We start from the raw sequence: 18,679 nt of genomic DNA, 5'->3' as shown, positions 1-18,679 counted from the left end.
TCATCTGTTCTTGACGTCGGATGACCACTCAGAAGTTCCCGGGACGTGACAACCGCCGCACTCAGCGCACCGGCGGCGGGCCCTCGATCGGCCGGCCGGCCACGCCGGGCCGGCGCTGCCAGGGGTGCGGACCGTCGGCCGGGCGGTACTCGACACCGAGCGCGTCCAGCACCTTCAGGTGCGTCTCCAGCCGGCGCTCGAAGCCCGCGTAGTCGCGCTCGGCCGGCTCGGTGGGCAGATCGGACCAGGCGACCTCGGCGAAGGCCACCAACCGGGGGAAGGCCCGGTAGTCGATGTCGCGGGCGCTGTCCATGAACTCGCTCCACAGGTTGGCCTGGGTGCCGATCACGTGCCGGGCGGCGGTCTCGTCCAGCTGCCCGGGCACCGGCTCGAAGCGGTAGACGTCCTCCAGCGTGCGCACGAAGCCGACCGGGATCGGCTCGTCGGGGCCGTCGGCCTGCCGGTGGTCGAAGTAGACGTGCTGCTCGGGGCACATCACCACGTCGTGCCCGGCCTCGGCGGCGGCCATCCCGCCGCCGAACCCGCGCCAGGAGGAGACGGCCGCGCCCGGGGCCAGCCCGCCCTCCAGGATCTCGTCCCAGCCGATCAGCCGGCGGCCGTGCTCGGCCAGCCAGCGGTCGAAGTGCCGGATCACGAAGCTCTGCAGTTCGTCCTCGTTGGCCAGGCCGAGCTCGCGGATCCGCGCCTGGGCGGCCGCGCTGTCCTTCCACTGCTCCTTGGGGCACTCGTCGCCGCCGAGGTGGATGAACTCGGACGGGAAGAGCTCCAGGACCTCCTCCAGCACCCCCTCGAAGAACCGCAGGGTGTCCTCGGAGGCGTTGAGCACGTTGTGGCTCACCCCCCAGTCCGTCCAGACGCCGAGCGCGGCGGTGTCCACCACGTCGGTGTTGCCCAGCTCGGGGTAGGCGGCGACGGCGGCCTGAGTGTGCCCGGGCAGGTCGATCTCCGGGACGACGGTGACCCCGCGCGCGGCCGCGTAGGCGACGATCTCGCGCAGGTCGTCCTGGGTGTAGTAGCCGCCGTGCGGGCGGTCGTCGCGGCGCTGGCCGGCCCGGTAGCCGACCATCGAGCGGTCCCGCCAGGCGCCGCGCCCGGTCAGGCCCGGGTAGCGCTTGATCTCCACCCGCCAGCCCTGGTCGTCGGTCAGGTGCAGGTGCAGCACGTTGAGCTTGTGCGCGGCCAGCAGGTCGACGAAGCGCAGCACGTCCGACTTGGGCAGGAAGTGCCGGGCGACGTCGAGCAGCGCGCCGCGCCAGCCGAACCGGGGGGCGTCCGCGATGTCCGCGCCGGGCAGCACCCAGCCGGTGCGGCGCAGCGGGGAGCGGCGGTAGGCGTCCGGGCCGAGCAGCTGCCGCAGGGTCTGCGCGCCCCACAGCGCACCGGCCGGCCCGCCGGCGGCGATCAGGGCGTGGCCGGGGCGCACCGCGATCCGGTACGCCTCGGCGGCCAGCGCGTCGTCCTGGACCAGCTCGACGCCCGCACCCGGCCGGCCCGGGCCGAACGGCAGCCCGGTGGCCGCGGACAGCGCGGTGCGCAGCCACCGCTCGGCGTCGGCCAGCCCGGGCGGCGCGGTCAGCGTGGTGGTGGCGTCGAGGGGGAAGTCCTCGTCCGGGCGGCGGACGGCACTCGAAGGCACGGGAATGAGGTCCATTCCGACATCCTGCCCCCGCCCTGGACGACTGGCATAGACCACTTCGGAAACGCGGCATTATGCAAAACGGCGCTGTGCACGACGACGCCGTGCACCTGCGCGGAGCGGCCGGTGCTACTTGTTGCCGTTGTCGTCCCCGCCCTGCGGCTTGCCGATGCCGTCGTAGATCTCCTTGCACATCGGGCAGACCGGGTACTTCTTCGGGTCGCGCCCGGGCACCCACACCTTGCCGCAGAGCGCCACCACGGGCGATCCGGAGAGCGCGCTCTCCATGATCTTGTCCTTCTGGACGTAGTGCGCGAAGCGCTCGTGGTCGCCGTCCCCGTGGGACACCTGCGGGACGGGCTCGACCAGGGTGCCGGTGCCGAGGCCGCGCTCGGGCTCAAGAGTGCTCATAGGTGCCAAGTCTATGGGCGCCCCGCGAAACCCGGCCAGTGTCGCGCCGACGGGCCGTGCGTCAGTTCAGCGTCGGGTCGTCCGGGTAGGTCGCCAGCAGCGCGAGCGGGCCGCGCTGGCGGCGCAGCACCGAGCGCCACAGCCGCTCCGGCTCCGGGCTGGAGATGTCCCCTGGCTCGCAGTCCACCAGGTACCAGGCGCCGCTCTCCAGCTCCGTCTCCAGCTGGCCGGGCGACCAGCCGGCGTACCCGGCGAAGATCCGCAGCCCGCCCAGCTCGCCGGCCAGCACCTCGGGTGGCGCCTCCAGGTCCACCAGGCCGATCGCGCCGTGCACCCGCCGCCAGCCGAGCGGCTCGCCGGTGCCCGGCTCCCCCGGCGCCACGGCGAGGCCGAGCGCCGAGTCCAGCGCCACCGGCCCGCCCTGGAAAACCACGGCGGGCTGCCCGACCAGCCGGCCCCAGCCGTCCAGCACGCTGCCCACCTCGACCGGCGTCGGCCGGTTGAGGACCACGCCGAGCGCCCCCTCGACGTCGTGGTCGAGGAGCAGCACCACCGCCCGGGCGAAGTTCGGATCGGTGAGCAGGGGCGTCGCGACGAGCAGACGGCCGGTGTGGGACCGTCCTGCGTGCGAATGGGCCGCCGTCATGCCACACATGATCCCGCAGAACGGCCGGGGTCGGACACCGCAACGCTCGAAACTTCCACGCCCGACGAACACCCGTACGGCCCCTCCGGCGGGCGGGACCGGACCCGGAGAGAGCACCATCACGGGAGAGGCTCACGGGAACCATCGGCACGCCCACTACCATCTACGGATGGTGGACGCCCTTTCTACGGTGCCGACTCGGTTTCGCCGGGGGCCCGAACGCGCCCGTACCAACCGGTCCACCACCGGCTCTCTACCGGAGCCCCTTCCCACTCCTCTGGCACCCCGGATTGCGAGAACGATGACCGACGACGTCCTGCTGGTCCACGGCGGAAACCCGCTCGAAGGCGAGATCCGCGTCCGCGGTGCGAAGAACCTGGTGCCCAAGGCCATGGTCGCCGCCCTCCTCGGCCAGGGCCCCAGCAGACTGCGCAACGTCCCGGACATCCGCGACGTCAAGGTGGTCCGCGGCCTGCTCCAGCTGCACGGGGTCACCGTGCGCACGGGCGACGAGGACGGCGAGCTGATCCTCGACCCGTCCCACGTGGAGAGTGCGAACGTCGCTGACATCGACGCGCACGCCGGCTCCTCGCGGATCCCGATCCTGTTCTGCGGCCCCCTGCTGCACCGCCTCGGCCACGCCTTCATCCCGGGCCTGGGCGGCTGCGACATCGGCGGCCGCCCGGTCGACTTCCACTTCGAGGTGCTGCGCCAGTTCGGCGCCACCATCGAGAAGCACCCGCAGGGCACCTACCTGGTCGCCCAGCAGCGTCTGCGCGGCACCAGGATCGAGCTGCCCTACCCCTCGGTCGGTGCGACCGAGCAGGTGCTGCTCACCGCCGTCCTCGCCGAGGGCGTCACCGAGCTGCGCAACGCGGCCATCGAGCCGGAGATCGTCGACCTGATCTGCGTGCTGCAGAAGATGGGCGCGATCATCACGCTGGGCACCGACCGGACCATCCTGATCACCGGCGTCGACGAGCTGGGCGGCTACACCCACCGCGCGCTGCCGGACCGCCTGGAGGCCGCCTCCTGGGCCTGCGCGGCGCTCGCCACCAAGGGCGACATCTACGTCCGCGGCGCCCGCCAGCTGGAGATGATGACCTTCCTGAACACCTTCCGGAAGGTCGGCGGCGCCTTCGAGGTGGAGGACGAGGGCATCCGCTTCTGGCACCCGGGCGGCGAGCTCAAGGCGATCGCCCTGGAGACCGACGTGCACCCGGGCTTCCAGACGGACTGGCAGCAGCCGCTGGTGGTCGCGCTGACCCAGGCCACCGGGCTGTCCATCGTCCACGAGACGGTGTACGAGTCGCGGCTCGGCTTCACCGGCGCACTCAACCAGATGGGTGCACACATCCAGCTGTACCGCGAGTGCCTGGGCGCCACCCCGTGCCGCTTCGGCGCGCGCAACTTCCTGCACTCGGCGGTCGTCTCCGGCCCGTCCAAGCTGATGGGCGCCGAGCTGGTCATCCCGGACCTGCGCGGCGGCTTCTCGTACCTGATCGCGGCGCTGGCGGCCGAGGGCACCTCGACCGTGCACGGCATCGACCTGATCAACCGCGGCTACGAGAACTTCATGGAGAAGCTGCGCGACCTGGGCGCCCACGTCGAGCTGCCGACCGAGCAGCTGGTCGACGCCTGATCACCGGGGCCGGAAAACCGAGCGGCCGGGCTCCCCAGTGGGGAGCCCGGCCGCTCGGGCGTTCAAGGGGCGGTTCAGCCCTTGGCGGCTTCCTTGAGCTTGGAGCCGGCGCTCACCTTGGCGCTGTAGCCGGCCGCGATCTGGATCGGCTCACCGGTCTGCGGGTTGCGGGCGGTGCGGGCGGCACGGTGGGTGCGCTCGAAGGTCAGGAAACCGGGGATGGTGACCTTCTCGTCGCCCTTGGCGACGACCTCGCCGACGATCTCGGCGAACGCGGCCAGAACGGCGTCGGCGTCCTTGCGGGTCACCTCGGCGCGCTCGGACAGCGCGGCCACCAGCTCACTGCGGTTCATGTGTACTCCTGTGGTCTGTTCGCTTGCGGTGTGCGGGGGCCCATCGGTACTCCCACCGGGGGGCACCCGGATGGGCCGCAGGTCCGCACACTGTGCTCATGCAGGCATTGCGTGGTCGCAGGCCGGGTCCGTACCCGATGCCGCGCGCCGGTGCCGTCGAAGGCCCGTCCGCCTGCCTGGATACGAATCCTGCCCCGACCGGCCCCGAGAAAGCCAATCGGGCCCCGGCCGCGACACCCGAACAAAGCCCGCCCGTTGGAGGTGTGACGCTCCGTCGGCTCCGGCGGACCGGGCGCGGGCGGCGGTCGGGAGGACGCGCCGGAAGACCAGGGGGACGTTCCGTACTTGTCGGACACGCCTGCCCCGTGCAGGGCTACCGTACGCCCTAGGCACGACAAGCCCAAACACGCCCCTCGCCCTTGTGTCGCAAGGGTTCGGGGCGGACTTGGGCGGGCATGTCCGCTATTCGGACATTTGACCGACCGGCGACATGCCGGCGACCGGTCCGGTCAGAGCTTGACGGTGGGGAAGGAGGACGCGTCGAGCGTGCCGACGATGCCCGGGGTCGGACGGGCCGGCTCCGTGTTCTCCTGGACGCCGGCCAGCGCCGCCTCGCGCACCGCCGAGGCCACCGTCTTGGCGACGTCCTTGTGGAAGACGCTCGGGATGATGTAGTTGGCGTTCAGCTCGTCGTCGCCGACGGTGGTGGCCAGCGCCCGGGCGGCGGCGATCATCATCTCGGTGTTGACGGTGCGGCTCTGGGCGTCCAGCAGGCCGCGGAAGACACCCGGGAAGACCAGCACGTTGTTGATCTGGTTGGGGAAGTCGCTGCGGCCGGTGGCGACCACGGCGGCGGTCTGCCGGGCGATGGCCGGGTCGACCTCCGGGTCCGGGTTGGCCAGCGCGAAGACGATCGAGTCCTCGGCCATGGTGGCCAGGTCGTCGCCGTCCAGGACGTTCGGGGCCGAGACGCCGATGAAGACGTCGGCGCCCGCCACGGCCTCCTTGAGGCTGCCGGTGCGGCCCGAGCGGTTGGTGTGCTCGGCGATCCAGCGCAGGCTCTCGTTGAGGTCCTCCCGGCCCTGGTGGACCACGCCGCGCACGTCCGCCACGGTGGCGTGCTCGACGCCGGCCGCCAGCAGCAGCTTGAGGATCGCGGTACCGGCGGCGCCGGCACCCGACATCACCACCCGGATGTCGCCGATCTCCTTGCCGACCACCTTGAGCGCGTTGGTGAGGGCGGCCAGCACCACGATCGCGGTGCCGTGCTGGTCGTCGTGGAAGACCGGGATGTCCAGGGCCTCGCGCAGCCGGGCCTCGATCTCGAAGCAGCGCGGCGCGGAGATGTCCTCCAGGTTGATGCCCGCGAAACCGGGGGCGATCGCCTTGACGATGGCCACGATCTCGTCGCTGTCCTGGGTGTCCAGGCAGATCGGCCAGGCGTCGATCCCGGCGAAGCGCTTGAACAGGGCCGCCTTGCCCTCCATGACCGGCAGCGCGGCGGCCGGGCCGATGTTGCCCAGGCCCAGCACCGCCGAGCCGTCGGTGACCACGGCGACGCTGTTGCGCTTGATCGTGAGGCGGCGGGCGTCCTCGGGGTTCTCGGCGATCGCCATGCAGACCCGGGCGACGCCCGGGGTGTAGATCATGCTGAGGTCGTCACGGTTGCGGATCGGCAGCTTGGACGACATCTCGATCTTGCCGCCGAGGTGCATCAGGAAGGTGCGGTCCGAGACCTTGCCGATCGACACGCCGTCGATCGCCCGCAGCTTCTCGACGATCTCCTCACCGTGCGCGACCGAGGAGGCCGCGACCGTGACGTCGATCCGCAGCGCCTCCAGGCCGGAGGCGGTGACGTCGAGACCGGTCACCGAACCGCCGGAGGACTCCACGGCCGTGGTGATCGCACTGACGGCGTTGCCCCGGGCCGGGACCTCCAGCCGCACCGTGATCGAGTTGGAGACACTGGGCACCGTCGCCATCGACGCTTCCTTCTTCCGTCCGTGCGGCAGGTTCAACGTTTTGTTGAAGGCATCGCCTGCGCATGCTAGACCTCGATCGTCGCACCTTCCAAGGGGTAGCCAGAAATAACGTTCATTGAGTGTGCGGATCCGACAACTTCTTGCCTCTCCGGGCCGATGCGTTACATTGGACGGGACACCGGCTCGATCCAAGCCCCCGGGCCCAACCTTCGTCCCTTCGAGGGACCACTTGCCGCGAGGCGAGCATGGCGGGTCGGTGTCACTAACGTCTGAAGGCCCCTCACCAAGCGGTGAGGGGCCTTCTTCGCGTCGCGGACCGGCCGTCAGCCGTGCAGCAGCGCGGGCACGCCCGCCGCGTCCGGCAGGTCGTCCGGGCCGGACAGCACGGTCAGCCGCTGGGTCGCCCGGGTCAGCGCCACGTACAGCACCCGCAGGCCGGCCTCCGACTCGCCGGCGATGCCGGTCGGATCGGCCACCACGGTCGCGTCGTACTCCAGGCCCTTGGCCTCCAGGCTGCCCAGCGCCACCACCCGCTCGCCCAGGCCCTCGGTCCAGCCGGCCGCCTCGGCCCGGCGGTCCATCGGCACCACGATCGCCACCGTGCCGTCCACCTCGGTCAGCAGCCGCTCCAGCTCGGCCCGGGCCGCCGCGCCGAAGGCCTCCGGCGCGGGATCGGTGACGGCCGCGAAGCGCGGCTCGACGCCGACCCTGCGCACCGCGCTCGGCGACGGGGTGCCCGGCGCGGCCAGCGCCAGCACCTTGGCCGCGACCTCGGCGATCTCGGCCGGGTTGCGGTAGTTGACGGTCAGCGTGAAGCGGCGGCGCGGCTTGCCCGACAGCACCTCGTCCAGCGCGGCCTGGGCCTCCTGCGGGAACGGCCAGGAGGACTGCGCCGGGTCGCCGACGATCGTCCAGGTCGCCATCCGGGCCCGGCGGCCGATCATCCGCCACTGCATCGGGGTGAGGTCCTGCGCCTCGTCCACGATCACGTGCGCGTACTCGGTGCGCTCCACCGGCACCCGCTCGCGCTGGCGGGAGCTGCGGTCGGCGAAGGTGGTGACCTCCTCCAGCCCGCTCAGCAGGTCCACCGCGTCCACCTCGCGCACCTTCGGCCGGGCCGCCTCGCCGAGCAGCACCTGGAGCTCGTCCACCAGCGCGACGTCGTGCGCGGACAGCGCACCCTCGCCCCGGTGGGACAGGTGGCGCCAGGAGGCGGCCAGCAGCCTCGCCTCGTCCGGGGCGACGACGCGGCGGGCGATCCGGTTGGTGTGCCGGTGCTGCTTGAGCGTGGCGAGCACCCGGCGCGGGGTGAGGGCGGGCCACCAGGCGTCCAGGAAGTCCAGGAAGGGCGCCTCGTCCGAGACGTACTCGTCGAAGGACTCCTTCTCCTCCTGGCGCTGCTCGCGGGCGTAGTGGTCGGCGGGCTTCGGCAGGTGCCGGGTGGCCTCCTGCCACAGGGCGTCCAGCAGCAACCTGCGGGCCCGCGGGCGCAGCAGGTTCAGCGGGGTGCCGCCGGAGCCGATCACGTTGCCGCGGACGGCCTTGAGGCGGGCCGCGTCCAGCTTGAGCACCTCGCCGCGGGCGACCACCTTCAGCTCCTGCGGCGCGCCCAGCTCCAGCGCGGCCCGGGCGGCCCGGCGCAGCAGCTGCACCATCCGGGCCGAGCCCTTGACCCGCGACGCCTCCGGGCTGTCGTAGGTGCCCGCCTCGATGCCGTCCACCAGCGAGCCGACCGCGCGGATGGCGACCTGGCCCTCCTCGCCGAGCGAGGGCAGCACGCCCTCGGTGTAGGAGACCAGCAGCGGGGTCGGCGAGACCACCAGGATGCCCCCGGCGTAGCGGCGGCGGTCCTGGTACAGCAGGTACGCGGCGCGGTGCAGGGCCACGGCGGTCTTGCCGGTGCCCGGGCCGCCGGTGACGAGCGTGGCGCCGGCGGCGGCCGCGCGGATCACCTCGTCCTGCTCCTTCTGGATGGAGGAGACGATGTCGCGCATCGAGTGACTGCGGGCGCGGCCGAGCGAGGCCATCAGCGCACCGTCGCCGACCACGGCCAGCTCCCGGCCGTTCAGGGTCGGGGTCAGATCGGGGCGCAGCAGGTCGTCCTCGACGCCGATCACCCGGCGCCCCTTGGAGCGGATCACCCGGCGGCGGATCACCCGGCCCGGCTCGACCGGGGTGGCGCGGTAGAACGGCGCGGCGGCGGGCGCCCGCCAGTCGATCACCAGCGGGCCGTACTCGGCGTCCAGCACGCCGAGGCGACCGATGTGCAGGGTCTCGGCGACGGCCGGGTCGGCCGGGTCGAGCGGGGTGTCGGAGGGAATGCCGTGCTCCTCCGGGGCATCCGCCCGCTGGAGGTCGATCCGGCCGAACAGGAAGTCCTCGAACTCGTTGTTCAGGCGCTGGAGGTGCGCACCGGCCCGGTAGACCTGGGCGTCCCGCTCGGCGAGTGCGCCGGGGGTGCCGACGTGGACCCGCTTGGCGGCGTCCTCCAGGATGTACTCGGCCTCGGCGAGCTTCTCCTCCAGCCGGTGGTAGACGGTGTCGAGGTGCTGCTGCTCACCGGCGATCTCGCGTTCGCGTACGGTCTCGTGGTCGGTGGCGGCGGTGGTGTCCGTGTTGCTCTGCATGGCCTCGGTGGTAGCGACGGAATCCGGCTCCGGAAAACGAGCGGACGGATGATCCTACGCCCCGGCCGGTGCCGCGCGCCGCATCGGGACGGCGTCGGAGACGCATCGGAGCCGCATCGAAACGGACACGGCCCCGGTGCGGCGGCAGCACGAAGGCCGCCCTCCGCTGAGCGGTGGACGGCCTTCACTGTGAACATGGGGTGGTGGAGATGCCGGGAATCGAACCCGGGTCCAGTGGAGTTAATTCAGGGCTTCTCCGAGCGCAGTCCGCTGTGCTTTTCTCGGCCCTGGCGGTCACACGGACAAGCCGCCAACAGGCCCAGCTGCTGTTTGATTTCCCATCCACCCTCGCAGCCCGGGCGGACGGTTGAGTTCCCTAGATTATGCCAGGGTCCGGGTCGGGAACTCCCCGGTCTGACACCCAAGCGCTATCGGTGCTTATTAGGCAGCGAGAGCGAACTGCTGGGAATCGCGCTTAGAGTTGGCGATTATTTTTTTGCGACACGTGGTTAACGAGATCATTGCCGCGTTCCTCGGCTCGCTTCCCCTGTTTCAACATCCCCTGTCGAAACCGATCATCCCCATGTTTTGTTGAGAAACAGCCGGACGGCGACCGTCCGTGTTGCTGGCGCCATAGTACGCGAGGCGACGGGTGAGGGTCCAGCGGATTAACGCTGGCGCCGCCGGGCGGCCGCCACCGCGCGGGCCGTCTCGCGGGTGTCCTGCTTCTCGCGCAGCGTCTGCCGCTTGTCGTACAGCTTCTTGCCGACGGCGAGCGCGAGTTCGAGCTTCACCCGGCCGTCCTTGAAGTACAGCGAGAGCGGGATGAGCGTGTGGCCCGCGTCGCGGACCTTGGTCTCGATCTTGCGGATCTCCATCTTGTGCAGCAGCAGCTTGCGCTTGCGCCGGGCCGCGTGGTTGGTCCACGTCCCCTGGGTGTACTCGGGGATGAACACGTTGTCGATCCAGGCCTCGTGGCCCTGGATGTAGGCGTAGCCGTCGACCAGGTTGGCCCGCCCCTCGCGCAGCGACTTCACCTCCGTGCCGGTGAGCACCAGGCCGCACTCGTAGGTGTCGAGGATCATGTACTCGTGTCGCGCCTTCTTGTTCTGCGCGATCAGCTTCTGTCCGGTTTCCTTTGCCATAGCGCGGCCATTCTCGCACTTCGGCCCGCGCGGGGCAGCCCCTTTAGGCCCGGGTGCCGAGCCCGGCCAGCACCCGCAGGGCCAGCGCGTCGGCGTCCTCGCCGCCGGTCGCCGGGACGTCCGGGGCCAGGCCGGCGCCCTCCGGGGAGCGGCCGGCCGGGGTGTAGTAGCGGCCGACGGTCAGCTCCAGCACGGCGCCGTCGGCGAGCCGGCTGGGCTGCTGGACGGTGCCCTTGCCGAAGGTCCGCGAGCCCACCACCACGGCGCGGCTGCGGTCCTGGAGCGCGCCGGTGAGCAGTTCGGCGGCGCTCATCGTGCCGCCGTCGACCAGCACCACCAGCGGGGTCCGCTGGTCGCCTCCGGGCGGGGCGGTCAACTCCCGGGTCTCGCCGCGCTCCTGGTAGGAGCCGACCGGGCCGCCGTCCAGGAAGATCCCGGCGGTGCCGGCGGCCTCCTCGACCAACCCGCCCGAGTTGCCGCGCAGATCGAGCACCACGCCGGTGTGCGGGGCGCGCAGCGCGGCGCGCACCTGGTCGGTCACGCCGCTGGTGAAGGCCCGCACGGTGATCCGCAGCGCGCCCTTCTCCAGGTGCACGGCGGTGACCTGCTGGCTGTCCAGCAGGACGCGCCGCAGCCGCAGTTCGCGGACCTCGCCGTCGCCGCGCCGCACGGCGAGGGTGACCTCGGAGCCCGCCGTGCGCTCGCCGTCCCGCCCGCGCAGCCGGGCCACCACCTCGGTGACCGGCAGACGGTCGGCCGGGTCCTCGTCGATCCGCAGCAGCCGGTCGCCGGCCGCGATCCCGGACGCGGCGGCGGGCCCGGCGGGCGCGACCTGGGAGACCGTGGTGACGCCGTCCTCGCCGCGGCCGACCGAGAGGCCGACGCCCAGGTAGCGGCCGTCCAGGCCCTGGCTGAACTCGGCGTACTCCTGGGCGCTGTAGTACGCGCCCCAGCGGTCGCCGTTGACTCCGAGCAGGTGCTCGGCCTGCTGCTCGGACAGCGCGGTGCCGGCCGGGTCCGCCGGGAGGCCCCCGGCGGACCCGGCGACCGGGCCGGCGTCGACGGACGGGCGCCGCGGCGGACCGCTCGGGTCGCCCCAGGCGCCGGTGGCGGCCCCGGCCATCAGCACGGCGCCGAACACCAGGCTGAGGGTGGCCACCTGACGCGCCCTGCGCGGAGTTTGCAGCATGGCATCGGAGTGTAGACACCGCGTCGGGCACGACGGGCCGGAACGACGGACGGGAAACGGCGGCGGCCCCGGACGGCGCAGTGCCGTCCGGGGCCGCCGGGCCCGTCGGGGTCAGACCTTGAGGTACTTGCGCAGGGTGAAGAACGCCGCCACACCGGCCATGCCCATACCGACCACGATCAGCAGCGGTATCACCGCGAGCACCGAGCCGAGGCCGATGAAGTGGATGAACTGCACTCGGTCGGCCAGCCAGTTCTGGACGAAGAAGTGCCCGCCGACCAGCAGCCCGGAGGCCATGATCGCGCCGAGCAGCGCGGAGAACGCGGCCTCGGCGATGAACGGCATCTGGACGTAGAAGTTCGAGGCGCCGACCAGGCGCATGATGCCGGTCTCGCGCCGCCTGCTGTACGCCGACACCCGGACGGTGTTGACGATCAGCAGCAGGGCGACGAACAGCATCAGCACCATGATCACGAAGGCCGCCGTCTGGAGGCCGTTGAGCAGGCCGAACAGGTTCTCCAGGATCTTCCGCTGGTCCTCGACCGACTTGACGCCCGGTTTTCCGGCGAAGGCGCTCTGGATGACGTCGTACTTGGTCGGGTCGTTGAGCTTGACCCGCCAGGACTGCGGCATGGCGTCCGGGCCCAGGACGGAGATGAGCGGGTTGTCCGGGTTCATCTCCTTCCAGTGCTTGTACGCCTCGGCGGAGCTCTCGAAGGTCGACGACTGGACCACCGAGTCCATCTTGTCCAGCTGGGCCTTGATGTCCTGCACCTGCTGGTCGGTGGCCGCGCCCTTGTCGCACTGCGGCGAGTTGCGGGCGTCCGACTTGGTGCAGAAGTAGATGCTCACCTCGACCTTGTCGTACCAGTACCCCTTCATGGAGTTCACCTGGTCGCGGACCAGGAGCGAGGAACCGGCGAGGGCGAGGGAGAGCGCGACACTGACCACGACCGCGATGGTCATCGTCAGGTTGCGGCGGAGACCCACACCGATCTCCGACAGGACGAACTGGGCACGCATGCGGGTAACAACTCCAGGGTCGGTACTGCTGGTCTGTCGACGCGGGCGGACGGCCCTACAGGTTCAGCGCCGGTCGGTCAGTGCTGGTATCCGTAGACGCCGCGGGCCTGGTCGCGGACGAGCAGCCCCTTGTCGAGCTCGATGACGCGCTTGCGCATCTGGTCGACGATGGCCTGGTCGTGGGTGGCCATCAGCACCGTGGTGCCGGTGCGGTTGATGCGGTCGAGCAGCTTCATGATGCCGACGGAGTTCTGCGGGTCGAGGTTGCCGGTGGGCTCGTCCGCGATCAGCAGCATCGGGCGGTTCACGAACGCGCGGGCGATCGCCACGCGCTGCTGCTCACCACCGGAGAGCTCGCCCGGCATGCGGTCCTCCTTGCCGCCGAGGCCGACCAGCTCCAGCACCTCGGGCACCACCTTGTTGATGGCGCTCTTGGGCTTGCCGATCACCTCAAGCGCGAAGGCGACGTTCTGCGCGACCGTCTTGTTCGGCAGCAGGCGGAAGTCCTGGAAGACGGTGCCCAGCTGGCGGCGCATGTGCGGCACCTTCCAGTTGGACAGCTTGCCGAGGTCCTTGCCCAGCACGTGCACCTCACCCGTGCTGGGGCGCTCCTCGCGCAGGCACAGGCGCAGGAAGGTGGACTTGCCCGAGCCGGACGAGCCGACCAGGAAGACGAACTCGCCCTTCTCGATCTCCAGCGAGACGTTGTCCAGGGCGGGACGGTTCTGCTTGGGATAGGTCTTGGAGACGTTGTCGAATCTGATCACGGCTGCATCACGGAGGCCATCCTAGGCGGCGCCAGTCCTCGGTCCATCCACCCCGGGCGCCCGGCCCTGGGGCGGGCGATGGGAGCGGAAAGGGCCGCTCCCGGTCTGGGACCATACGCGAATCGACGGTCGGCGCGCAGGGTCGGTCCGGGACGGCCGTCGAAATCTGGGGGACAATGTCCGGTTATGCCCCGAAAATTGCGAGGCATCTCACAGCCCGGGAGCCGGAACGGTCAGAACCTGGCAGAGTGGAGCTGGCGTCCGCGTTCGGGCGCTCCCCCGCACAGGGCAAGAAGAGGAACCAAAGCCCCGTCCGGTGCGTTGGCTGTAGCAGCGAGGAGGAGATCGCATGACCTGCGACCATCTGGTGTGCGCCAACTGCAACGGCCGCGTGAGTGACGGGCGTTGCCCGGTCTGCCGCGCCAACCGGGCCCGGCTGCAGGAGCAGCAGGGGCCGTTCGCGGCGCTCTCCCCCGCGATGCTGCTGGCCCTGCTGGCCGGTCTGCTCGCGGTGGCGCTGATCGCCCGGCAGGCACTGGCTTGAGTCCGCTCACCCCGTCCGAGACCTACCGCAAGGGCCCCCGACCGATCCGGTCGGGGGCCCTCTTCGCTGTCCGCGCCTGGCCTGCGCCTACTGCGCGGCGGTCTCCCGCTGCTTGCGCCACCGGATGCCGGCCTCGATGAAGCCGTCGATGTCGCCGTCCAGCACGCCCTGCGGGTTGCCGACCTCGTACTCGGTGCGGACGTCCTTGACCATCTGGTACGGGTGCAGCACGTAGGAGCGCATCTGGTTGCCCCAGGAGCTGCCGCTGTCCTTGAGCGCGTCCATCGCCGCGCGCTCCTCCTGGCGGCGCCGCTCCAGCAGCTTGGCCTGGAGGACGTTCATCGCGGACGCCTTGTTCTGGATCTGCGAGCGCTCGTTCTGGCAGGAGACGACCACGCCGGTCGGGATGTGCGTGATGCGCACCGCCGAGTCGGTGGTGTTGACGCCCTGGCCGCCGGGGCCGGAGGCGCGGTACACGTCGATGCGCAGGTCGCCCTCGTCGATGTCGACGTGGTCGGACTGCTCGACGACCGGGAGCACCTCGACACCGGCGAAGGAGGTCTGCCGGCGGCCCTGGTTGTCGAACGGCGAGATGCGCACCAGACGGTGGGTGCCCTGCTCGACCGAGAGCGTGCCGTAGGCGTACGGCGCCTTGACGGTGAAGGTCGCGGACTTGATGCCGGCCTCTTCGGCGTACGAGGTGTCGTACACCTCGGTGGCGTACCCGTGCCGCTCGGCCCAGCGCAGGTACATGCGCATCAGCTGCTCGGCGAAGTCGGCGGCGTCGACGCCACCGGCCTCGGCCCGGATGTTGATGAGCGCCTCGCGGGCGTCGTACTCGCCGGACAGGAGGGTGCGGACCTCCAGTTCCTCGACCGCCTTCTGGACGGAGACGAGCTCGGCCTCGGCCTCGACGCGGGTGTCCGCGTCGTCCTCGGCCTCGGCCAGCTCGAACAGCACGCCCAGGTCGTCGATGCGGCTGCGCAGGCCCTCGACCTTGCGCAGTTCACCCTGGAGGAAGGAGAGCCGGCTGGTCACCTTCTGCGCGTTCGCGACGTCGTCCCACAGGTTGGGGGCGGCTGCATCCTCCTCCAGGACCGCGATGTCGGCCCGGATCTTGTCCAGGTCGAGGACTGCCTCGATCGACCCCATGGTCGTTTCGAGGTTCTTGAGCTCTTCGGAAGGATCGACGGCTGCCACGCCCCCAGGGTAATGGTTCCGGGGGTGGTCATGACGACACCGGGGTCCACCGACCCTCCGGGAGCGGCCCGACGGCCCGCTACGGCGCCCGCGGGGCCGTGCCGGACACCGCCGGACGGGCCCGATGGCCGGCGTCCGGCGCGGTGGCCGCGAAGGCCGTCCAGGCCGCGGCGGCGCCCGCCAGCAGCAGGACGGTGGCCAGCAGGACGGCCAGCAGCCGGCGGCGGCGCAGCAGTGCCTGCCGGTCCCGGCGGTGCCCGGCGCCCGGGGCGGTGCGCTGGGCGCGGGACTCCGCGGCGTACGCGGCCAGCTCGTCCGCGGAGGGGCGGCGCAGGCTGGTGTGGGTGTCCCGGGTGGAGTCGGGGGCGACGCCGGGCACCAGCGGGACGGCCGGGCCGCGGCGGCGCTTGTGGACGCCCGGGCCGGCGTCCACCTCGGCGTACACGGCCTCGCCGGGGGTCAGCGCCTCCTCGGCCGGGGCGCGGCCCTGGGAGGGGACGGCCAGCACCGGCAGGCCGGCCAGCGAGGGCAGCTGCTCGCGCAGCCGGGCGGCCAGCTCGGCGGCCCGCAGCCGGGAGGCCGGGGCCTTGGCCAGGCACTCGGAGATGATCCGCCACAGCCCGTCCGGCAGGCCGGGGATCGGCGGCACCTGCTCGGTGACGTGCCGGCGCAGCACCGCGCCGGTGTGGCCGCCGCCGAACGGGGTGAAGCCGGCCAGCAGCTCGTACAGCACGGTGGCGAGGGCGTAGATGTCGACGGCGGCGCGCGGCTCCAGGCCCTCGATGATCTCCGGGGCGAGGTAGTCGGGGGTGCCGATGATCCTGGTGGCCCGGGTGCGGCGCGGGGCGTCGACCAGGCGGGCCACGCCGAAGTCGGTGAGCTTGGCGCGCGGGGCGCCGCCGGGCCCGGGGGCGGCGGCGAGGTCGAGCAGGACGTTCTCCGGCTTGACGTCGCGGTGGACGATGCCGGCCGCGTGCGCGGCGGCCAGGCCGTCGGCGACGTCCGCGATGACCGAAGCGGCGGTCTGCGGCGGGAGTGCGCCGTCGCGCTCCAGCCGGGAGCGCAGGTCGGTGCCCTGGACCAGCTCCATCACCAGGGCGAGGTCGCTGCCGTCTACGACCATGTCGCGCACGCCGACCACCCGGGGGTGGTCGAGGCTGGTCAGCGCGGCGCGTTCCTGGACGAAGCGGCCGACCAGCACCTGGTCGGCGGCCAGGTCCTCGCGCAGCAGCTTGACCGCCACCGGGCCATCGGGCCCCTCACCGAGCCAGACCGTCCCGGCCGAACCCCGGCCGATCACCTGGTGGACGGTGTACCGGCTGCCGATCTTGCGTGCCAATGCTGCTCCGTGGGCGGCGCGGGAGCGCGCCGGGGGTCCGGTGCGCTCGGTGGGGCGGGACAACAGCGACCAACCTACGCGCCCCGACCCCCCGCGCGGGCCGCCTGAGGGCCCCGGGCGGGCAGTCTCGGGCGAGAAATCTCCGGAATTGTCGACAAATCGTCAATCCCGCCGCCCGGTCCCGGTGTCGGGCGCGAGCGGGGCCCGTACGCCGGGCCCGACCCTGCGTCAGATCTACGAGCCGCCGAACAGCGCGTTCGCCCAGTCGCGCACGGTGTTGAACCAGCCCTGGACGTTTTCCCAGTAGTGCGGCAGCGGCGTGAAGTTCCACAGCGCCACCCCGGCCACGGCCAGGACCAGCAGCACCATCAGGCAGCCCTTGAGGCAGCCGAGCCCCGGGATGTACATCCGGTTGCGGCTGCGCGGGCGCCGCTCGCGCGGCGGGGCGGGCTCGCGGCGGGCCTGCTCGCGCGGCTCCTCGCGGTGCTGCGGGGGCTCGCGGTGCTGCGGCGCCGGCGGCTCGCTCCGGCGCGGCACCGGGGTGGGCGGGGGCGGCGGCGGGTAGCCGCCCTGCGACTGCCCGTACGCCGCCGGGGCCGGCCGGTAGCCGCCGGGCGGCTGCGGGCGGCCGCCGGGCTGCGGCTGGCCGCCGTGGCCGGGCTGGCCGCCCTGGTACGGCGGCGGGGCGACCTGCGGGCGCTGGGCGTACCCGGGCGGCGGCGGGCCCTGGCGTCGCTGGTCCGGCTGGTAGCCGGCCGGCGGCTGCGGCTGGTAGCCCGGTCGGCCGCCCTGGCCCGGCCGGCCGCCCGGCCCGGCCTGGTAGGGCGGCGGGGCGACCTGCGGGTCCTCGAAGTCCTCCGGCCCGAAGTAGCCGACCTGGGTCTGCTGGTTGCGGTCCCGCGCCGCCCGCAGCTGCGTCTGCCACGGGTGCGGCGTCTCCTCCTTCGGCGCGCCCGGCGCGCCCGGCGCGCCCGGCGGGGGCGGCGGCACGACGGTGGGCGGCATCACCTGGGTGCGGTCCGGGGCACCGTACGGCGGGGCGGGCGGCGGCTGGGTGCTCATCACCCGGGTCGCCGCGGCCGGGTCGTAGTGCGGGGCGCCGGGGCCCGCGGGCGGCATGCCCGGGGCGGTCGGCGGCAGGTCCGGGACGGCCCCGGCGGCGCTCGGGACGGCGGTCGGCCGCGGGTCCGGCAGGAGCAGCGCGCCGACCGCGAGCGCCTCGTCCACCGCCGCCGGGGAGGCGTGCACCCCGACGCCGGCCGCCACCACCCGCAGCGCGCGGGCCAGCGAGGTCGCGCCCGGCCGCTGCGCCGGGTCCTTGCGCAGGCAGCGCTCGATCACCGTCCAGAGCGGCTCGGGCATGGTGCTGGGCCGCTGCGGCTCCTGCGCCAGGTGGGCCTGGAGGACCGCGAGGGCGCCGTCGCCCTGGAACGGCTGGCGGCCGGTGACCAGCTCGTACAGCATGATCCCGGCGCCGTAGACGTCCACCGCGGAGGTCTGCGGGCGGCCCTCGGCGGACTCCGGGGCGACGTAGGCGGGGGTGCCGACGAACTCGTGGGTGCGGGTGATGCCCGGGGAGTCGGCCAGGCGGGCGATGCCGAAGTCCGTCAGCAGCGGGTGCATCTGCTCGGTGCCGTCCACCAGCACGGAGGCGAGCAGCACGTTGGCCGGCTTGAGGTCGCGGTGGACGATCCCGTCCTCGTGGCTGGCCGCCAGCGCGTCCGCGACCTGGGCCATCAGCAGGGCGCCGGCGATCGGGCTGAACGGGCCGTTGGCCCGCAGGTAGCGAGCCAGGTCGGGGCCGTCGACCAGGTCCATCACCAGGGCCAGCAGCTCGCCCTCGACCACCAGGTCGCGGACCCGGACGATGTTGGGGTGGGTCAGCCGCAGCAGCAGCGAGCGCTCGCGCAGGAAGCGCATCACGACGTCCGGGTCGGCCGCCAGTTCCTCGCGCAGCACCTTGATCGCCACCAGCTGCCCGGGCTCGCTGCCGGGCACCTGGACGTCGGGGCGCACCCGGCCGCGCCAGACCGTCCCGGTGGCACCCCGACCGAGGGTCTCCTCAAGCAGATACTTGCTGCCGACTGGCCGCACCTGTCGCACTCCTCGTCGTGCCGCCCGCGCGGGGCGCTCCTCCGCCGGTGCGGTGAGCCT

Annotated in this window: 15 protein-coding genes and 1 other RNA gene; 2 read left to right on the top strand and 14 right to left on the bottom strand. The window is 72.5% G+C overall.

The features are described from left to right. Positions 1–61: 61 nt before the first annotated feature. The 3 genes from ACIOJE_RS16365 to ACIOJE_RS16355 form a co-directional block, all read right to left on the bottom strand. Positions 62–1,672, bottom strand: a complete 1,611-nt coding sequence (locus ACIOJE_RS16365; protein WP_400776809.1) for a beta-N-acetylhexosaminidase — start codon at positions 1,670–1,672, stop codon at positions 62–64. A gap of 114 nt (positions 1,673–1,786) precedes the next feature. Further along, entirely contained in the window at positions 1,787–2,068 is a 282-nt protein-coding gene (locus ACIOJE_RS16360; RefSeq protein WP_280680118.1) for a DUF3039 domain-containing protein, read from the bottom strand. Between the two features lie 61 nt (positions 2,069–2,129). After that, positions 2,130–2,723 carry a YqgE/AlgH family protein gene (locus ACIOJE_RS16355; protein ID WP_400776806.1) on the bottom strand — a complete coding sequence of 198 codons (594 nt, stop codon included), beginning with the start codon at positions 2,721–2,723 and terminating at the stop codon, positions 2,130–2,132. A 292-nt stretch (positions 2,724–3,015) separates the two neighbouring features. Between ACIOJE_RS16355 and murA the strand changes: the two genes are divergently transcribed. Then, positions 3,016–4,356, top strand: coding sequence for a UDP-N-acetylglucosamine 1-carboxyvinyltransferase (gene murA, locus ACIOJE_RS16350; protein ID WP_280680122.1), 1,341 nt, complete (start codon positions 3,016–3,018; stop codon positions 4,354–4,356). Between the two features lie 74 nt (positions 4,357–4,430). Here murA and ACIOJE_RS16345 read toward each other — a convergent pair whose 3' ends face one another. From ACIOJE_RS16345 to ftsE, 8 genes are all read right to left on the bottom strand, one after another. Further along, complete coding sequence (locus ACIOJE_RS16345; RefSeq protein ID WP_280680124.1) at positions 4,431–4,709, bottom strand: HU family DNA-binding protein; 279 nt, start codon at positions 4,707–4,709, stop codon at positions 4,431–4,433. 509 nt (positions 4,710–5,218) lie between these two features. Next, a complete protein-coding gene (locus tag ACIOJE_RS16340; protein WP_280680126.1) occupies positions 5,219–6,691 on the bottom strand; it encodes an NAD-dependent malic enzyme in 1,473 nt (490 codons plus the stop codon). A gap of 323 nt (positions 6,692–7,014) precedes the next feature. Beyond that, positions 7,015–9,318: a UvrD-helicase domain-containing protein gene (locus ACIOJE_RS16335; RefSeq protein WP_280680128.1), complete on the bottom strand. Its 2,304-nt coding sequence runs from the start codon at positions 9,316–9,318 to the stop codon at positions 7,015–7,017. A 201-nt stretch (positions 9,319–9,519) separates the two neighbouring features. Then, positions 9,520–9,901, bottom strand: a transfer-messenger RNA (tmRNA) gene (gene ssrA, locus ACIOJE_RS16330). A gap of 85 nt (positions 9,902–9,986) precedes the next feature. Continuing rightward, positions 9,987–10,463 carry an SsrA-binding protein SmpB gene (gene smpB / locus ACIOJE_RS16325; RefSeq protein ID WP_280680130.1) on the bottom strand — a complete coding sequence of 159 codons (477 nt, stop codon included), beginning with the start codon at positions 10,461–10,463 and terminating at the stop codon, positions 9,987–9,989. 43 nt (positions 10,464–10,506) lie between these two features. Continuing rightward, complete coding sequence (locus tag ACIOJE_RS16320; RefSeq protein WP_400776802.1) at positions 10,507–11,652, bottom strand: S41 family peptidase; 1,146 nt, start codon at positions 11,650–11,652, stop codon at positions 10,507–10,509. Positions 11,653–11,763: 111 nt separating this feature from the next. Continuing rightward, entirely contained in the window at positions 11,764–12,675 is a 912-nt protein-coding gene (ftsX, locus tag ACIOJE_RS16315; RefSeq protein WP_280680134.1) for a permease-like cell division protein FtsX, read from the bottom strand. A 77-nt stretch (positions 12,676–12,752) separates the two neighbouring features. After that, positions 12,753–13,442 carry a cell division ATP-binding protein FtsE gene (gene ftsE, locus ACIOJE_RS16310; protein WP_063349173.1) on the bottom strand — a complete coding sequence of 230 codons (690 nt, stop codon included), beginning with the start codon at positions 13,440–13,442 and terminating at the stop codon, positions 12,753–12,755. Positions 13,443–13,791: 349 nt separating this feature from the next. On the opposite strand from ftsE, the gene ACIOJE_RS16305 reads away from it, so the two are divergent. Continuing rightward, positions 13,792–13,986 carry a hypothetical protein gene (locus tag ACIOJE_RS16305; protein WP_030059729.1) on the top strand — a complete coding sequence of 65 codons (195 nt, stop codon included), beginning with the start codon at positions 13,792–13,794 and terminating at the stop codon, positions 13,984–13,986. Between the two features lie 87 nt (positions 13,987–14,073). On the opposite strand, the gene prfB is transcribed toward ACIOJE_RS16305, so the two are convergent. The 3 genes from prfB to ACIOJE_RS16290 form a co-directional block, all read right to left on the bottom strand. Further along, on the bottom strand, positions 14,074–15,186 hold the full coding sequence (prfB, locus tag ACIOJE_RS16300; RefSeq protein ID WP_280680138.1) for a peptide chain release factor 2: 1,113 nt from the start codon (positions 15,184–15,186) through the stop codon (positions 14,074–14,076). Between the two features lie 79 nt (positions 15,187–15,265). Further along, positions 15,266–16,525, bottom strand: coding sequence for a serine/threonine-protein kinase (locus ACIOJE_RS16295; protein ID WP_280680140.1), 1,260 nt, complete (start codon positions 16,523–16,525; stop codon positions 15,266–15,268). Positions 16,526–16,759: 234 nt separating this feature from the next. Then, positions 16,760–18,619 (bottom strand): protein kinase, encoded by a 1,860-nt coding sequence (locus ACIOJE_RS16290; RefSeq protein ID WP_400776799.1) that lies wholly within the window; start codon positions 18,617–18,619, stop codon positions 16,760–16,762. Between the last annotated feature and the right edge of the window lie 60 nt (positions 18,620–18,679).

The sequence above is a fragment of the Kitasatospora sp. NPDC087861 genome, assembly GCF_044742585.1.
GTDB lineage: Bacteria > Actinomycetota > Actinomycetes > Streptomycetales > Streptomycetaceae > Kitasatospora.
Note: the sequence above shows the minus strand (reverse complement) of the source record. Positions and strands in the feature narration are given on the sequence as shown.

Excerpts from the sequence above, each read along its gene's own strand:
- ACIOJE_RS16365 (WP_400776809.1), bottom strand. The coding sequence starts at position 1,672 with ATGGACCTCATTCCCGTGCCTTCGAGTGCCGTCCGCCGCCCGGACGAG.
- smpB (WP_280680130.1), bottom strand. The coding sequence starts at position 10,463 with ATGGCAAAGGAAACCGGACAGAAGCTGATCGCGCAGAACAAGAAGGCG.
- murA (WP_280680122.1), top strand. The coding sequence starts at position 3,016 with ATGACCGACGACGTCCTGCTGGTCCACGGCGGAAACCCGCTCGAAGGC.
- ACIOJE_RS16340 (WP_280680126.1), bottom strand. The coding sequence starts at position 6,691 with ATGGCGACGGTGCCCAGTGTCTCCAACTCGATCACGGTGCGGCTGGAG.
- ftsX (WP_280680134.1), bottom strand. The coding sequence starts at position 12,675 with ATGCGTGCCCAGTTCGTCCTGTCGGAGATCGGTGTGGGTCTCCGCCGC.
- ACIOJE_RS16335 (WP_280680128.1), bottom strand. The coding sequence starts at position 9,318 with ATGCAGAGCAACACGGACACCACCGCCGCCACCGACCACGAGACCGTA.
- ACIOJE_RS16320 (WP_400776802.1), bottom strand. The coding sequence starts at position 11,652 with ATGCTGCAAACTCCGCGCAGGGCGCGTCAGGTGGCCACCCTCAGCCTG.
- ACIOJE_RS16355 (WP_400776806.1), bottom strand. The coding sequence starts at position 2,723 with ATGTGTGGCATGACGGCGGCCCATTCGCACGCAGGACGGTCCCACACC.
- ACIOJE_RS16305 (WP_030059729.1), top strand. The coding sequence starts at position 13,792 with ATGACCTGCGACCATCTGGTGTGCGCCAACTGCAACGGCCGCGTGAGT.
- ACIOJE_RS16360 (WP_280680118.1), bottom strand. The coding sequence starts at position 2,068 with ATGAGCACTCTTGAGCCCGAGCGCGGCCTCGGCACCGGCACCCTGGTC.
- ACIOJE_RS16345 (WP_280680124.1), bottom strand. The coding sequence starts at position 4,709 with ATGAACCGCAGTGAGCTGGTGGCCGCGCTGTCCGAGCGCGCCGAGGTG.